Genomic DNA, 15043 nt, shown 5'->3' on the forward strand with positions numbered 1-15043 from the left:
CATTTTCTAATTAGCTTTAGTAAATATTGCGTAGGGAATCTGATCAATTTAAAGCTCTGATAACAGTAGACGCAAAATTAGCAAGCAATTCCCATGGATTTTCGCTGCTGGGAGGCGACTCCAGTGGGATCCAGTGAGCAAAATGAGCCTTCACAACGGACGCGCGCAGGCGCGGCGGTGAAGGCTCATCGCTCCCCCCACGGAAAGCGTCCGCCCAGCAGCGGAAATCCCAGCGGACACTCATTTTCAACCCACTACCGCGCAGTATCCCTATTATGTGCGACGTCCCATTAATACTAATTATTTCTATTTGCTAAATTGGGGCATAGTCAGATACTTTCGCATTTGTTCTTTGAAGTTTGTAGTGCAACAGGAAAGGGGTTGATTTGAAAAGAGAGAATCACAGATTTATATATTCAAAAAAAACATAAACTTAAAAGGGGATAATATGCATGGTAAACGTACAAAGTTCAAATATTGGATACCCGAGAATTGGTGAAAAACGTGAATGGAAAAGAGCGTTAGAAAGCTTTTGGAATGGTAATATTTCAGAAGAAAAGCTGTTAGCAACAACGGACGCAATACGCCTAGAGAATTTACGTAAACAGAAGGAATTGGGAGTAGATCTTATTCCGGTAGGAGACTTTTCCCTATATGATCATGTGCTAGATACGTCTGTTATGTTTGGTGTTGTTCCAAAGCGTTTTGAATATAAGGGTGGAAAAGTGTCTTTGGAAACTTATTTTGCAATTGCCCGTGGAAATAAAGATGCAGTAGCATCGGAAATGACGAAATGGTTCAATACGAATTATCATTATATCGTACCGGAACTCGAAGGTGTAACGCCGAAATTAGTGGAAAATCGTCCACTTACTTTTTATAAAGAAGCAAAAGAGAAGCTAGGTATCTACGGTAAACCTGTTCTTTTAGGACCAGTTACATATATTAAACTGGCAAGAACGGAGAATTTCTCTTCATTATTACAGCAGTTCACACCACTATATATTCAGGTGTTGAAGGAACTTGCGGAGGCGGGAGCACAGTGGGTTCAAGTGGACGAGCCTATTTTGACTAGTAAACTATCTAGCGAAGAGTTAGAGCAAGTGAAACAAGTTTATGCTGCAATTCAGGAAGCAGTTCCAGAACTGAACATCATCCTGCAAACGTATTTTGAAAAAGTTGCTAATTATGAAGCGGTTGCCGCGTTGCCAGTGAAAGGACTAGGGCTAGACTTTGTTCATGGTGATTCACTTGAACTACTACAGAAATATGGATTCCCTAAAGACAAAGTTCTATTTGCAGGCGTCATTGACGGAAGAAATGTATGGCGTGCAGATTTAGATAAAAAAGTGGCACTTCTAAACGAAATTCAAACATATGTGGAAAAAGACCGACTTATTGTTCAACCTTCCGCATCCCTTTTACACGTACCAGTTAGTACGAAATTGGAAGAACGCTTGGATCAGGTTATAAAGGGGGGGCTGGCATTCGCTGATGAAAAGCTTACTGAAATTGTTCTACTTAGTAAAGGAGTACATGAAGGAGCTGTCGCAATTGAGGAGGGACTTGAAGCTAGTAGAAATGCTCTGTCCGTTTTAAATAACTCGAAGTATAGACAAAACGCAAAAGTGAAGGGAAATATCGAAAAACTAATAGAACAAGATGTGAATCGTACATTGCCATTTGCAGAACGTATTAAAAAGCAACAGCAACGATTTAACTTACCACTTCTTCCTACAACGACAATCGGGAGTCTGCCGCAAACACCGGAAGTAAGACAAACTAGATCGAAATGGCGCAAAGGTGAAATAACCGATCAAGCATATGAACAATTTGTTCAGCAACAGATTGAAAAATGGATCAAAATTCAAGAAGAAATTGGAATTGACGTTTTAGTTCACGGCGAATTTGAAAGAACTGACATGGTGGAATACTTCGGTGAAAAATTCGATGGTTTTGCGGTGTCACAGTTTGGGTGGGTTCAGTCATACGGTTCAAGATGTGTTAAACCTCCACTGATTTTGGGAGATGTTGCGTTTAGTGAGCCGATTACAGTGAAAGAAAGTGTTTATGCACAATCGCTAACGAAGAAGCCAGTAAAAGGCATGTTGACAGGGCCTGTGACGATTTTGAACTGGTCATTTGTGCGTGATGATATCCCTCGTTTTGATGTGTTGAACCAAATTGCATACGCACTTCGTCAGGAAATCGAGGAGCTTGAAAAGAATGGAATTGGTATGATTCAAGTAGATGAACCTGCAATACGTGAAGGGTTGCCGCTAGATCCTGAGAAAAGCGATGAGTACTTAAATGCAGCTGTATACGCATTTAAACTGGCAACTTCCTCGGTTAAAAATGATACGCAAATCCATACGCATATGTGTTATTCGGAATTCAGTGGTATCATCGATTCCATTAGTGCCCTCGATGCAGATGTCATATCGATTGAAACATCAAGAAGTCACGGGGAAATCATTTCAGCATTTGAAAAAAACACCTATGATAAAGAAATTGGTTTAGGCGTCTATGACATCCATAGCCCACGTGTACCAAGTAAAGAAGAGATGAAAAAAAATATTAATCGAGCTCTTCAAACAATCAAACCAACACAATTTTGGGTTAATCCAGACTGTGGTTTGAAAACAAGAAAAGAAGAAGAAACAATCGAAGGTTTGAAAGTGATGTTGGAGGCTGCGAAAGAGGTAAGAGAAAGCCAGTTGGCTATTATTCAAAAATAATAGCTGTGGTTAATTAAAAGATATTTCAAAATTAATGCAATGTCATTCGAACGGTGAATGGCATTGCTTTTTTTTTGCATAATCCAATTCTTCCAGGAGACAATAAGCTAAAAGAAAGGGGATGGGTAATTAGATGAAAGAAAATAAATTCGCAGATCTTAATAGTGAGCAGTTGGAAGAACTTAATGAATTGGAAGATAAACTGGGCGTTACGCTAGTTGCTTATGATACTTCTGCAAATTTTAATGGTCATTCTAGTGAAACGGCAAATTCCTAAGATAAAAAGCATGTCTCAAAGTTCTTCGAGACATGCTTTTTTATATGCTGGTGGGTACTTTTCCAACTAAACACGCCATTTTTCCAACTAAATCATTAAAAATTCCAACTAAATCGTCTGAAATTCCAACTAAACACCATTTTATTAGGTGTATGTGATAATCACCAAGCAACTAGAATACACATGAAATGTGGTCTTAAGCTTGCTTGTGTTTATTCATCGTTGCATTGACACTATAACACTTAAAACATATTATTAACTTAATAGAATGGAATATTCTGAAAAATAAAATCAGGTGGGGATCTAGAATGATGCAGAGAGATGCAACGTTGGAATATGCAAAGAAATTGGATGAGCAAGATGCATTAAAGAGTTATCGAGATGAGTTTTATTTGCAGCCAGATATTATTTATATGGATGGCAATTCTTTAGGGCTGTTGTCAAAGCGAGCGGAGCAGTCACTGCTCTCCTTACTAGATTCATGGAAAAAATACGGGATTGATGGGTGGACGCAAGGGGAGCATCCATGGTTTTATTTCGCTGATACATTAAGTGAAATGTGCTCCCCTCTAGTAGGAGCTTCGAAAGAAGAAGTGATTATTACTGGCTCTACGACATCGAATTTACATCAGTTAATCGCTAGTTTCTATCATCCAAATGGTGCTCGTACGAAAATTTTAGCGGATGAGTTAACTTTCCCGTCTGATTTGTATGCGATTAGTAGTCAGTTATCATTGCATGGATACGATCCCGAGGAGCATATGGTATTAGTGAAAAGTCGTGACGGGGACACGTTAAACGAAGCGGACATTATCGAAGCGATGACGGATGATGTGGCGCTCATTGTATTGCCAAGCGTGTTGTACAGAAGTGGACAAATATTGCAGATAAAAGAGTTAACGAAAGCTGCGCATGAACGAAATATATTAATCGGTTTTGATTTATGTCACTCGATTGGATCAATCCCACATCAGTTGGATGATTGGGAGGTAGACTTTGCGTTTTGGTGTAATTACAAACATTTAAACGGGGGACCTGGAGCTGTTGGGGGATTATATGTGAATCAAAAACATTTCGGAAGAAAACCGGGACTCGCTGGGTGGTTTGGTTCTGATAAAGAAAAGCAGTTCGACCTTTCAATTCAAATGACCCCAGCACCCGATGCAAGTGCTTACCAAATAGGGACACCAAGCATTTTAAGTGCGGCTCCATTATTTGGCTCGTTGGAAATGTTTGCGGAAGCGGGTATAGATAGGATTCGTGAAAAGTCATTGAAATTAACGGATTATATGACATTACTAATAGAAGAAGAGTTGCGTGGTTACCAATTTACAATCGAAAATCCAAAGGAACATAATCGTCGTGGGGCTCATATTTATTTGGTTCACGAAGAAGCGGCACGTATTTGTAAAGCGTTAAAAGAATATCAAGTTATACCAGATTTCCGTTCTCCAAATGGCATTCGTTTGGCACCTGTTGCATTATATAACTCGTTTGAAGACGTATGGAAAACTGTACAAATTTTAAAGGAGATTATGAAAGAAGAATCATATAAGAAATTCGAAAATAAGCGTGATGTTATTGCTTAAAAAGGAGGGGTTAGATGGCAGAAAATAATTCGGACCCGAAAAGCGAAAAAGGAATTCACACTGATTTTCGTGACGATATGACGTACGGTGATTATTTGCAGCTAGATAGCATTTTATCTAGTCAAAAAAGGTTATCGAGTCATCATGACGAAATGCTTTTTATTATCATTCACCAAGTGAGTGAGCTTTGGATGAAGTTAATATTGCATGAGCTAACTAGTGCTATCCAAGCAATTCAAGCAGATAAAATGCAAGCGGCTTTTAAAATGCTCGCACGTGTGACGAAAATCCAAACACAAATCATTCAAGCTTGGGATGTATTATCGACATTAACGCCAGCTGAGTATTTAGAATTTCGAGATACACTAGGAAAAGCATCTGGATTTCAATCTTACCAGTACCGACAAATTGAATTTGCACTCGGATACAAAACGAAGCATATTTTGAAAATCTATGAACAGGATACTGCGTTATACGAGCAACTCGAAAAAGCCAATAATGCACCGAGCATTTATGATGTGTCCATTCAAGCGTTAGCAAAAGCAGGATTTACCCTGAATCCAGCAGTAGTAAAGCGTGATTATTCCGTAACATATGGGGGAGACAAGACCGTAGCAGATGCATGGAAAGAAGTATATTTAAATGTAGATAAATACTGGAATTTATATCAGTTAGCAGAAAAACTCGTAGATGTGGAAGACTGGCTACAGCAGTGGCGCTTCCGTCATATGAAAACAGTGGAACGCATTATTGGATTTAAAACTGGAACAGGTGGTTCATCCGGTGTGAATTATTTACGTAAAGTGTTGGATCATCGGTTTTTCCCTGAACTATGGGATTTAAGAACGAATTTATAGTGGAGGTTATCAATGACGAAGTGGATAGATATTACACAAGCCTTTTCAAATAAAATTAGTACTTGGCCAGGGGATACGCCGTTTCAATTCGAATTTGCATATACGAAAGAGCAGACCGGCTCCGTTAATATGGGACGATTCACAACGAGCGTGCATACGGGGACTCATGCCGATGCACCGTTTCACTTTGATAATAATGCACCAACAATTGAACAGCTTGACGTCAATATTTACATAGGTCGAGCTAAAGTAGTGGATGTCATAGGATTAGAGTCAATTGGAAGAGAAGAGCTACAAGTATTTGATCTAGATGGCGTGGAACGATTACTTTTAAAAACAGCTAAAACGGTCAGTGTGGAACGCTTTCCTACACAAATTCCTGTATTAAAAGAAAATATCGGTGAATTTTTGCAGGAAAAAGGTATTTTTTTAGTCGGGGTGGACCATCCTTCTGTTGATGCTTTAGATGATAAACAATTGCCTGCGCATCATGCACTTTATCGGCATGGCGTACACATTTTAGAAAATTTATTTCTACAAGACGTAACACCTGGTGATTATGAGCTAATCGCTTTACCTTTGAAGATTCAAGGAGCGGACGGCAGTCCAGTGCGTGCAGTCATTCGATCGATATAAGAAAACAAAAGATCTTTTATTAGCTAAAATTGCTAATGAAAGGTCTTTTTAATAGGTGCAATTTTGACGAAACTGTAAACGATTGCGGATTTCGGGCGTAACATTGGATGAATAGTGAGTTAAGTCATACCAGATATTTTAAAAAACAATTATACTAGAAGAAGTTAATGACACCGGATTTAGAAGGAGTGAGCGCTTTGAAAAAAGTAGTTGTTATCGGCGGAGGAATTACTGGCCTGTCAACGATGCATTATTTGCAAAAACTTAAAATAGAAAAAGCACTAAATATGGAATTGGTCTTAGTTGAATCTAATCATTACTTAGGTGGGAAAATTCATTCCGTGAAGCATGGAGAGTTTATTATGGAAACTGGAGCGGATTCGATTGTTGCTCGTAATGCAGGAGTCATGCCTTTAGTAGAAGAGTTAAATTTACAAGACGAGCTTGTTTACAATGCAACAGGTATTTCTTATATTTACACGAATAACGAGCTGCATGCTATACCTCAGGACACGGTATTTGGTATACCGACAAGTGAGGAATCGTTAGAGAGTAGTACATTAGTTTCTAATGAAGGTAAAGAAGAAGCGTTGAAAGATTTTGATTTGCCGAATGAAAGCTTTACGAAAGACAGTTCGATTGGAGAGTTTTTAGAGCATTTCTTAGGTAAAGAATTAGTAGAAAAACAAATCGCTCCCGTGTTATCAGGTGTATATTCTGGAGACCTAGATAAGCTAACAATGGCTTCCACATTGCCTTATTTAATAGACTATAAAGACGAATACGGCAGTATTATTAAAGGTTTAGGAGCAAACAGGGAACAATTCCTAGCAGCTGCCAATAAAAAATTCATCTCCTTCAAAAATGGACTTTCAGCGCTGATAGATCGAATGGAAGAAGAACTTCAGGACGCTACTATTTTAAAAGGAGTGCACACAACAAAGATTGCGAAAAATGATGATAAGTATGTAGTTTCCTTTTCCAACCACAACTCAATCGAAGCCGATTACATTGTATTAACAACTCCTCATAATGTCGCACAAGCGATAATGCAAAACGAAGAATTGGATGTTGAGTTCAATAAGTTGAAAAACTCATCGCTTATAAGTGTTTATCTTGGTTTTGATATTCCAGACGAACAGCTCCCTGCAGAAGGTACAGGCTTTATCGTGTCGGAAAATAGCGATGTGAAATGTAATGCATGTACATGGGCAAGTCGTAAATGGAAGCATACATCTGAAAACAGCCATTTGCTTGTTCGAATGTTTTACAAAAGTACGAATGCTGCCTATGAAGAAATGAAAGACATGAGTGAGGAAGAGCTGGTTCAAGTCGCTTTACAAGATATTGAAAAGAGTTTGAAGCTAAATGGTAAACCGCATGTCGTGGAAGTAACTAAATGGAATGACTTAATGCCGAATTATCACTTAGAGCACGGACAAGCGGTTACATCGTTAAATGAGAAATTATCTGCTCAGTTTCCTCAAGTATTACTTGCCGGATGTTCTTATTATGGGGTTGGCATCGGTGCATGTATTAAAAACGGAAAGGAAACTGCAGAGTTAATTGCTGAAAGTATTTAACTATTTTATATTAAATGCAGATGTTGGACCAAAATTCAGTTTTGGTCCTCTTTTTATTGTCTAGGAGATGATAAAAATTTAGACATGTGCATACCTTCCTACAAGAACTTCTACATCCTGACTCCTACTCCTTGCCAGCCAATCGGATGAAGCTATAATCCTCTAAATAGAAAACAGAAAATTTCTTATTTTTAAAATTATGCTTGACGCTTTACTTTATTAAAGGTACGATATCACTAATCATTGTAAACTGAATATTTAATTCTTATCAAGAGAAGCCGAGGGACTGGCCCTATGAAGCTTCAGCAACCGCCATTTAGGTCAGGTGCTAAATCCAGCAGACATGTAATAGTCTGAAAGATGAGAAGGAACGATTTTTGTAAACTCGTAAAGCCTTCTTTTATTATAGAAGGCTTTTTTTGTATTTAGGAGAGGATGGGTGCGGATGGGATTGTTAGATAAATTACGAACAAATATGTTAACGGCAGATGGGGCGATGGGGACGCTTCTATATTCATATGGAATTGACTATTGCAATGAAGAATTAAACATCGAAAGACCAGAAATTATCGAAAAGATTCACCAGGACTATATCGCGGCCGGTGCAGATATTATACAAACGAATACATACGGCGCGAATGCGATTAAATTGGAAAGATACGGATTAGAAAATAGCGTAAAAGAAATCAATGAAGCCGCTATTCAAATTGCGAAACGGGCTGCTGCACCGGGTGGACAATTTGTGCTCGGAACAATCGGGGCAATCCGTGGTATTCGAAAGAGTGATGCAACTATAGAAGAAATCATTCAAATGGTTGACGGGCAAGCGAAACATTTACTTACTGGCAATCCGGATGGGCTATTACTGGAAACGTATTATGATTTTGAAGAGCTAGCTGCGACTGTGACACACTTACGGAAACTAACAAATACGCCAATCATTGCACAAGTATCGATGCATGATCCTGGTATATTGCAAAATGGATTATCACTAAATGATGCTTTAAATCAACTGGATGCATTAGGAGCAGACGTCGTTGGAGTCAATTGCCGGTTAGGTCCGTTCCATACAATACAGGCATTAGAAGAGGTCGCACTTCCGAAAAATGCGTTCCTTTCTGCTTTTCCTAATGCTAGCTTATTGGATATGGAAGATGGACGCTTAGTGTACGAATCAGAGGCAGATTATTTCGGAAAAGCAGCGCTTCTTCTTCGGGAAGAGGGTGTACGATTAATCGGTGGATGTTGTGGAACGACACCAAAGCATATAGAAGCAGCCAAAAAATTAATTGGTCATTTACCTCCGTTAACAGCAAAGGTAGTGACCCCTAAGAAACCAATTATTATCCGTGAAGCAGAGCCGAATAGCCATGAACCTCTTCATGAAAAAGCACAAAAAGAACGGACGATTATTGTGGAACTAGACACTCCACGTCATCTAGATACGACGACATTTATGGAAGGTGCTACAAAGCTCTACGATGCTGGTGTTGACGCTGTGACAATGGCGGATAATTCACTCGCTTCTCCTCGAATTAGTAATATGGCGATGGGCTCCATGTTAAAACTGCAAAACAATATTCGACCTCTCGCGCATATTACTTGTCGAGATCGCAATCTGATTGGTCTTCAATCGCATTTGATGGGACTGGATGCACTAGGTATTCATGACATTTTAGCGGTAACTGGTGATCCAACGAAAGTAGGCGATTTTCCAGGTGCTACAAGTGTGTATGATGTCTCAAGTTTGGAGCTAATACAACTAATCAAGCAGCTAAATGAAGGGATATCATTCTCTGGGAAATCGCTTCGAAAGAAAGCAAACTTCTCTATAGCAGCAGCCTTTAATCCGAATGTTCGAGTGCTTGACCGTGCTGTAAAACGATTGGAAAAGAAAATTGAATGTGGAGCGGATTATTTTATCACGCAACCCGTTTATACAAAAGAAAAAATTCAAGAAATTTATGAAGCGACGAAACATTTAACAACCCCTATTTTCATTGGTGTTATGCCGCTTACAAATATCCGAAATTCAGAGTTCCTACACAATGAAGTGCCGGGTATCAAATTATCAGAAGAAGTGCTTGCAAGAATGCGTGCATGTGGAGAAGATAGAGCGCGTGCAACTGCAGAAGGTATTCAAATTGCAAAAGAACTAATAGACACTGCAGCGGAATTGTTTAATGGAATTTACATCATTACTCCGTTTTTCCGTTACGATATGTCGCTCGAATTGATTGACCATATTAAAGAGATTGATGGAAAGAAAGTGAGAGAGAACAGCTATGTCTAAACATCTAATTGAGCAACAACTTGAAACTAGAATTCTCATCATTGATGGTGCCATGGGTACGATGATCCAAAATGCCAATCTTGATCCGGAAGATTTTGGAGGAGAAGAATATGACGGATGCAATGAGTATTTAAATATCGTAAATCCAGGGGTCATTGAACAAATTCATCGGGAATACTTGGAAGCAGGAGCAGATATCATTTGTACGAATACATTTGGTGGAACGCCGGTTGTATTGAATGAGTATGATCTCGGTAGCCAAGCATATGATATTAACTTTCGAGCAGCGCAATTTGCAAAGAAATGTACCGAAGAATTTTCGACTTCAGAATGGCCACGTTTTGTAGCAGGAGCGATTGGACCGACGACAAAAACGTTATCTGTTACTGGCGGAATAACTTTTGATGAATTAACGCACGATTTTTACGTCCAAACAAAAGCATTAGTGGAAGGAGGCTCCGACCTGATTTTACTCGAAACGAGCCAAGATATGCTAAACGTCAAAGCTGCAACAATAGGAATTAACCAAGCATTTACGGAAACGGGAAAAGAGCTTCCGATTATGATCTCCGGCACAATTGAACCGATGGGAACTACTCTAGCTGGGCAAAGTATTGAAGCTTTCTATATATCGATTGAACATATAAAACCGCTTTCTGTTGGGTTGAATTGTGCGACTGGTCCTGAATTTATGACAGATCATATCCGTTCACTTTCGGAGTTATCCGGTGGATATGTCAGCTGTTACCCAAATGCAGGGCTACCCGACGAGGAAGGGCATTATCATGAATCGCCTGACTCTTTGTCTAAAAAGTTAAAAGGTTTTGCGGAAAAAGGTTGGTTAAATCTAGTTGGTGGATGTTGTGGGACGACACCAGCCCATATTCGAGCACTGCGAGAAGCAGTTCAACATATTGCACCAAGAAAACCAGCTGAAGCGAGTCATGGGCATGTCGTTTCTGGAATCGAACCACTTCTTTACGATGAGTCGATGCGTCCGTTGTTAATAGGGGAGCGGACGAATGTCATCGGTTCACGTAAGTTTAAACGACTCATTATCGATGAAAAATTCGAAGAAGCTTCGGAAATTGCACGTGCCCAAGTAAAAGGGGGCGCTCATGTTATTGATATTTGTCTAGCAAATCCGGACCGAGATGAGCTAGCGGATATGACAAACTTTATGAAAGAAGTCGTGAAAAAAGTTAAAGTGCCGCTTGTAATTGATTCGACGGATGAAAATGTGATTGAAGAAGCATTGAAATATTCCCAAGGGAAAACAATCATTAACTCTATCAACTTAGAAGATGGGGAAGAACGTTTTGAAGCTGTCATTCCGCTTGTCAAAAAATACGGTGCTGCGGTAGTTGTTGGAACAATCGACGAAGTGGGTATGGCTGTTACACGTGAACGAAAGGTAGAAATTGCAGAACGTTCGTATGATTTACTCGTGAATAAATGGGGACTACCGCCAGAAGATATCATTTTTGATCCTCTTGTATTTCCAGTAGGGACAGGAGATCAACAATATATTGGTTCCGCTGTCGAGACGATTGAAGGAATTCGCTTAATAAAAGAAAAGTTGCCGCGGGTCTTAACTACACTAGGTGTAAGTAATGTATCTTTTGGACTTCCACCAGTCGGTCGCGAAGTGCTTAATGCGGTTTATCTATACCATTGCACACAAGCAGGTCTCGATTACGCGATTGTAAATACGGAAAAATTAGAGCGATATGCATCCATTCCGGAGAAAGAAGTCGCCATGGCAAATGAATTATTATTTACGACAACGGACAAAACACTTGCCGATTTCACCGATTTTTACCGGGATAAAAAGAAGGAAAAAACGGAAGCCGATATTCCGAAAACCGTACCGGAACGTCTAGCCTACTACATTATAGAAGGAACGAAGGAAGGACTTATTCCAGATTTAGAACAGGCGTTGAAAATATACGATACTCCCCTTGAAGTCATTAATGGACCATTGATGGACGGCATGTCAGAAGTAGGGCGTCTGTTCAATGAAAATCAATTAATCGTTGCAGAAGTTCTACAAAGTGCAGGAGTGATGAAAGCATCTGTCTCCTACTTAGAACAGTTTATGGAAAAAGATGAGGATGACACTGGAAAAGGGAAAATTGTTCTAGCTACTGTCAAAGGCGATGTACATGATATCGGAAAAAACTTAGTCGACATTATTCTAAGTAATAATGGATATAAAGTATTGGATATAGGAATTAAAGTAACTCCATCTGAATTAATAGAAGTGATTCGGAAAGAGAAACCAGATATTGTAGGTCTTTCCGGACTCCTCGTAAAGTCAGCCCAACAAATGGTTATCACGGCACAGGACTTTAAAGAAGCGGGCATTGATATCCCAATGCTTGTAGGGGGAGCAGCCCTTTCACGACGCTTTACAGAAACGAAAATTTCAGCAGAATATGAAGGACCAGTGCTATACGCAAAAGATGCGATGCAAGGGCTTGAACTGGCGAATCGCTTACAAAATGAAAGTGATAAAGTGTCCTTATTAGAAGAATTAACGATTCAACAAGAAAAACGAAAAGTAGCAGAAGCAAATCGAGCTTCGAAACAAGCGGTCGCAGTTTTAACGAAGCCTGTGAAAACAGTGCGAGAAGACGTGCAAGTATACGAACCGAAAGACTTACGCAGACATGTATTAAAAGAATATTCTGTGGCACACCTCTATCCATACGTCAATATGCGGACGCTAATTGGTCATCATTTAGGTTTAAAAGGATACAGTGATAAACTGCTGGAACAACAGGATAAGCGCGCGGTGGAATTACATGAACTTGTAACAGAGTTTTTAGGAGCAGGTATTTTAAAACCATCTGGACTATATCAATTTTTCCCTGCACAATCAGATGGGGATGATGTGGTCATTTATGATCCGAATGATGCCAAAACGGAAATTGAGCGATTTACGTTTCCACGTCAATCAGAAGAGCCTTTTCTTTGTCTTGCAGATTACTTGAAATCGGTACAAAGTGGAGAAATGGATTACGTCGCATTTATGCTCGTCACTGCAGGTCATGGTGTGCGTGCAGCAGCAAACAAGCTAAAGGAGCAAGGGAAGTTTCTAGAAAGTCATGCCCTGCAGGCGACTGCGTTAGAGCTAGCAGAAGGATTTGCAGAACGAATTCACCAAGAAATCCGAGATCAGTGGGGCTTCCCAGATGCAACGGACTTTACAATGCGCGAACGATTTGCGGCTAAGTACCAAGGGCAGCGCTTCTCATTCGGCTATCCAGCTTGTCCCAACTTGGAAGACCAAGCCAAGTTATTTGGACTTATCAAACCAGAAGATATTGGTGTAGATTTAACGGAAGAGTTTATGATGGAACCAGAAGCATCCGTATCAGCAATTGTATTTGCCCATCCAGATGCGAGATATTTTGTCGTGGATTAATCAAAAACGCAGGCAGCAGATTTTATATCTGTTACCTGCGTTTTTTAGATTGGTTGGGAAAAGTACTGTGTTATGAATAAGAGAAAATTCCTTAAAATGTCTAAGAGCGACCAAATTGTATTTGTAAGCACCCATTCCACTGAGGAGAGCAATCAATTATTGCTTCAAAGCAACTAGTTACTATGCCAAGCAACCAATTCAAGCACGAGAGCACCCAACGCTCAATCACAGAGGAAGCGATGAGTATCAAGGTGAAGAGTTTACATAAAATGTCTAAGAGCGACCAAATTGTATTGGTAAGCACCCATTCCACTGAGGAGAGCAATCAATTCTTGCTTCAAAGCAACCAATTCAAGCATGAGAGCACCCAACGCTCAATTACAGAGGAAGCAATGAGTATCAAGGTGAAGAGTTTACATAAAATGTCTAAGAGCGACCAAATTGTATTGGTAAGCACCCATTCCACTGAGGAGAGCAATCAATTCTTGCTTCAAAGCAACCAATTCAAGTATGAGAGCACCCATCACTCAATTACAGTGGAGATTTCATGCCACTCTTCACTCTCTTCAATTGTGCCACGATGATAACACTAATAATAACAAGTAAAAACCACGAACTAATTTTCCCTATATGCACAATTGACCATGCCGCTTCCTGATTAGGATATTGCCAAGCACCTAAAAACGTCGTGATATTTTCAGCGATCCAAATAAAGAAACCAATCAACAGAAAAGCTAAAATCATATGCATTTTATAAACTTTTTCATTGACCTGAAAAGTTACAAACGTACGGAAGAAAATAATGAACAATAAAGCTTTTAACACCCATCGCACATCATAACTAAAATGATGCGTAAAAAAATTCAAGTAAATAAGAACACTAATACCGACGGCGAAAAATGGCTTTGGCCAGCTATACATATGTAAGTCCATCCGTCTCCAACTTTGACAAATATAGCTCGCGACACTCGCATACATGAATCCACTATATAAAGGTACTCCGAGAAACTTGCTGTATGCTTCCTCTGGATAAGACCAAGATCCCATATGTACTTTGAATATTTCAAGTACCAAGCCGATTATATGAAACAAACAAATAACTTTTAACTCATCAAATGTTTCCAGTTTGGATACAAGCATAAAAATCTGTGCAGCAATACAAATGATTAAAATAAAATCATAACGTGGTAAAAAGGGAATAGTAAAAAACTTCGATAGCGCCAGTGCACCAAAAATGATAACAGGGAAGATACAACACAGTGCTTGTAAATACCCAAATTTTAAAAAGTTCTTCAACGTAAGCCTAACCTCGACTTTCTTCTAACTTAATGTCTTTAGAATTTGGACGAAATAGTCTTTTGCAAGTTGCTTCCTATACAAACTCAAAAGCCAGCTATTCAAGAAAAATAGCTGGCTCAGTTTGTTATTTTTTCTTGTTAGCTTCTACCTCATTGTCTTCTAATTTGAATTCATCCGTTACATCATCCATTATTTCTTTAGTGGAGGTTTTGAATTCCTTCAAAGTTTGCCCTACAGCTCTACCCAATTGAGGTAGTTTAGATGGACCAAAAATGATTAAAGCTAGAGCTAAAACAATTATTAAACCAGGTACACCGATATTTGGCAAGGTATTTCCTCCT

The 15043-nt window shown here is 39.4% G+C and carries 10 protein-coding genes and 1 riboswitch; of the genes, 8 read left to right on the forward strand and 2 right to left on the reverse strand.

Going from position 1 to position 15043, the window contains the following annotated elements:
- Positions 1–452: 452 nt before the first annotated feature.
- The 8 genes from metE (at position 453) to metH (ending at position 13403) form a co-directional block, all read left to right on the forward strand.
- A complete protein-coding gene (metE, locus tag FG383_RS14270; protein ID WP_142608068.1) occupies positions 453–2738 on the forward strand; it encodes a 5-methyltetrahydropteroyltriglutamate--homocysteine S-methyltransferase in 2286 nt (761 codons plus the stop codon).
- A gap of 133 nt (positions 2739–2871) precedes the next feature.
- The gene (locus FG383_RS20985) at positions 2872–3015 is read left to right on the forward strand and encodes a hypothetical protein (RefSeq protein WP_185907956.1); all 144 of its coding nucleotides are present in this window, start codon (positions 2872–2874) and stop codon (positions 3013–3015) included.
- Between the two features lie 311 nt (positions 3016–3326).
- Entirely contained in the window at positions 3327–4604 is a 1278-nt protein-coding gene (kynU, locus tag FG383_RS14275; RefSeq protein WP_142608101.1) for a kynureninase, read from the forward strand.
- Between the two features lie 14 nt (positions 4605–4618).
- Complete coding sequence (kynA, locus tag FG383_RS14280; protein ID WP_142608069.1) at positions 4619–5461, forward strand: tryptophan 2,3-dioxygenase; 843 nt, start codon at positions 4619–4621, stop codon at positions 5459–5461.
- A gap of 12 nt (positions 5462–5473) precedes the next feature.
- Positions 5474–6097 carry an arylformamidase gene (gene kynB / locus FG383_RS14285; protein WP_142608070.1) on the forward strand — a complete coding sequence of 208 codons (624 nt, stop codon included), beginning with the start codon at positions 5474–5476 and terminating at the stop codon, positions 6095–6097.
- Positions 6098–6294: 197 nt separating this feature from the next.
- Positions 6295–7680, forward strand: coding sequence for a protoporphyrinogen oxidase (locus FG383_RS14290; protein WP_142608071.1), 1386 nt, complete (start codon positions 6295–6297; stop codon positions 7678–7680).
- Positions 7681–7942: 262 nt separating this feature from the next.
- Positions 7943–8047: riboswitch (SAM riboswitch) on the forward strand.
- A 78-nt stretch (positions 8048–8125) separates the two neighbouring features.
- Positions 8126–9973, forward strand: a complete 1848-nt coding sequence (locus tag FG383_RS14295; RefSeq protein ID WP_142608072.1) for a bifunctional homocysteine S-methyltransferase/methylenetetrahydrofolate reductase — start codon at positions 8126–8128, stop codon at positions 9971–9973.
- On the forward strand, positions 9966–13403 hold the full coding sequence (gene metH / locus FG383_RS14300; protein ID WP_142608073.1) for a methionine synthase: 3438 nt from the start codon (positions 9966–9968) through the stop codon (positions 13401–13403). Before FG383_RS14295 ends, metH begins: the two co-directional genes overlap by 8 nt.
- 531 nt (positions 13404–13934) lie before the next feature.
- On the opposite strand, the gene FG383_RS14305 is transcribed toward metH, so the two are convergent.
- Both FG383_RS14305 and FG383_RS14310 read right to left on the reverse strand, forming a co-directional pair.
- Positions 13935–14699: a DUF817 domain-containing protein gene (locus FG383_RS14305; RefSeq protein ID WP_142608074.1), complete on the reverse strand. Its 765-nt coding sequence runs from the start codon at positions 14697–14699 to the stop codon at positions 13935–13937.
- Between the two features lie 127 nt (positions 14700–14826).
- Entirely contained in the window at positions 14827–15030 is a 204-nt protein-coding gene (locus FG383_RS14310; RefSeq protein ID WP_142608075.1) for a twin-arginine translocase TatA/TatE family subunit, read from the reverse strand.
- Positions 15031–15043 lie beyond the last annotated feature (13 nt).

The sequence above is a fragment of the Psychrobacillus soli genome (genome assembly GCF_006861775.1).
Lineage (GTDB): Bacteria > Bacillota > Bacilli > Bacillales_A > Planococcaceae > Psychrobacillus > Psychrobacillus soli.

Bases quoted from the DNA above. Each gene is read 5' to 3' on its own strand.
- metE (WP_142608068.1), top strand. From the start codon at position 453: ATGGTAAACGTACAAAGTTCAAATATTGGATACCCGAGAATTGGTGAA.
- FG383_RS20985 (WP_185907956.1), top strand. From the start codon at position 2,872: ATGAAAGAAAATAAATTCGCAGATCTTAATAGTGAGCAGTTGGAAGAA.
- kynU (WP_142608101.1), top strand. From the start codon at position 3,327: ATGCAGAGAGATGCAACGTTGGAATATGCAAAGAAATTGGATGAGCAA.
- kynA (WP_142608069.1), top strand. From the start codon at position 4,619: ATGGCAGAAAATAATTCGGACCCGAAAAGCGAAAAAGGAATTCACACT.
- kynB (WP_142608070.1), top strand. From the start codon at position 5,474: ATGACGAAGTGGATAGATATTACACAAGCCTTTTCAAATAAAATTAGT.
- FG383_RS14295 (WP_142608072.1), top strand. From the start codon at position 8,126: ATGGGATTGTTAGATAAATTACGAACAAATATGTTAACGGCAGATGGG.
- metH (WP_142608073.1), top strand. From the start codon at position 9,966: ATGTCTAAACATCTAATTGAGCAACAACTTGAAACTAGAATTCTCATC.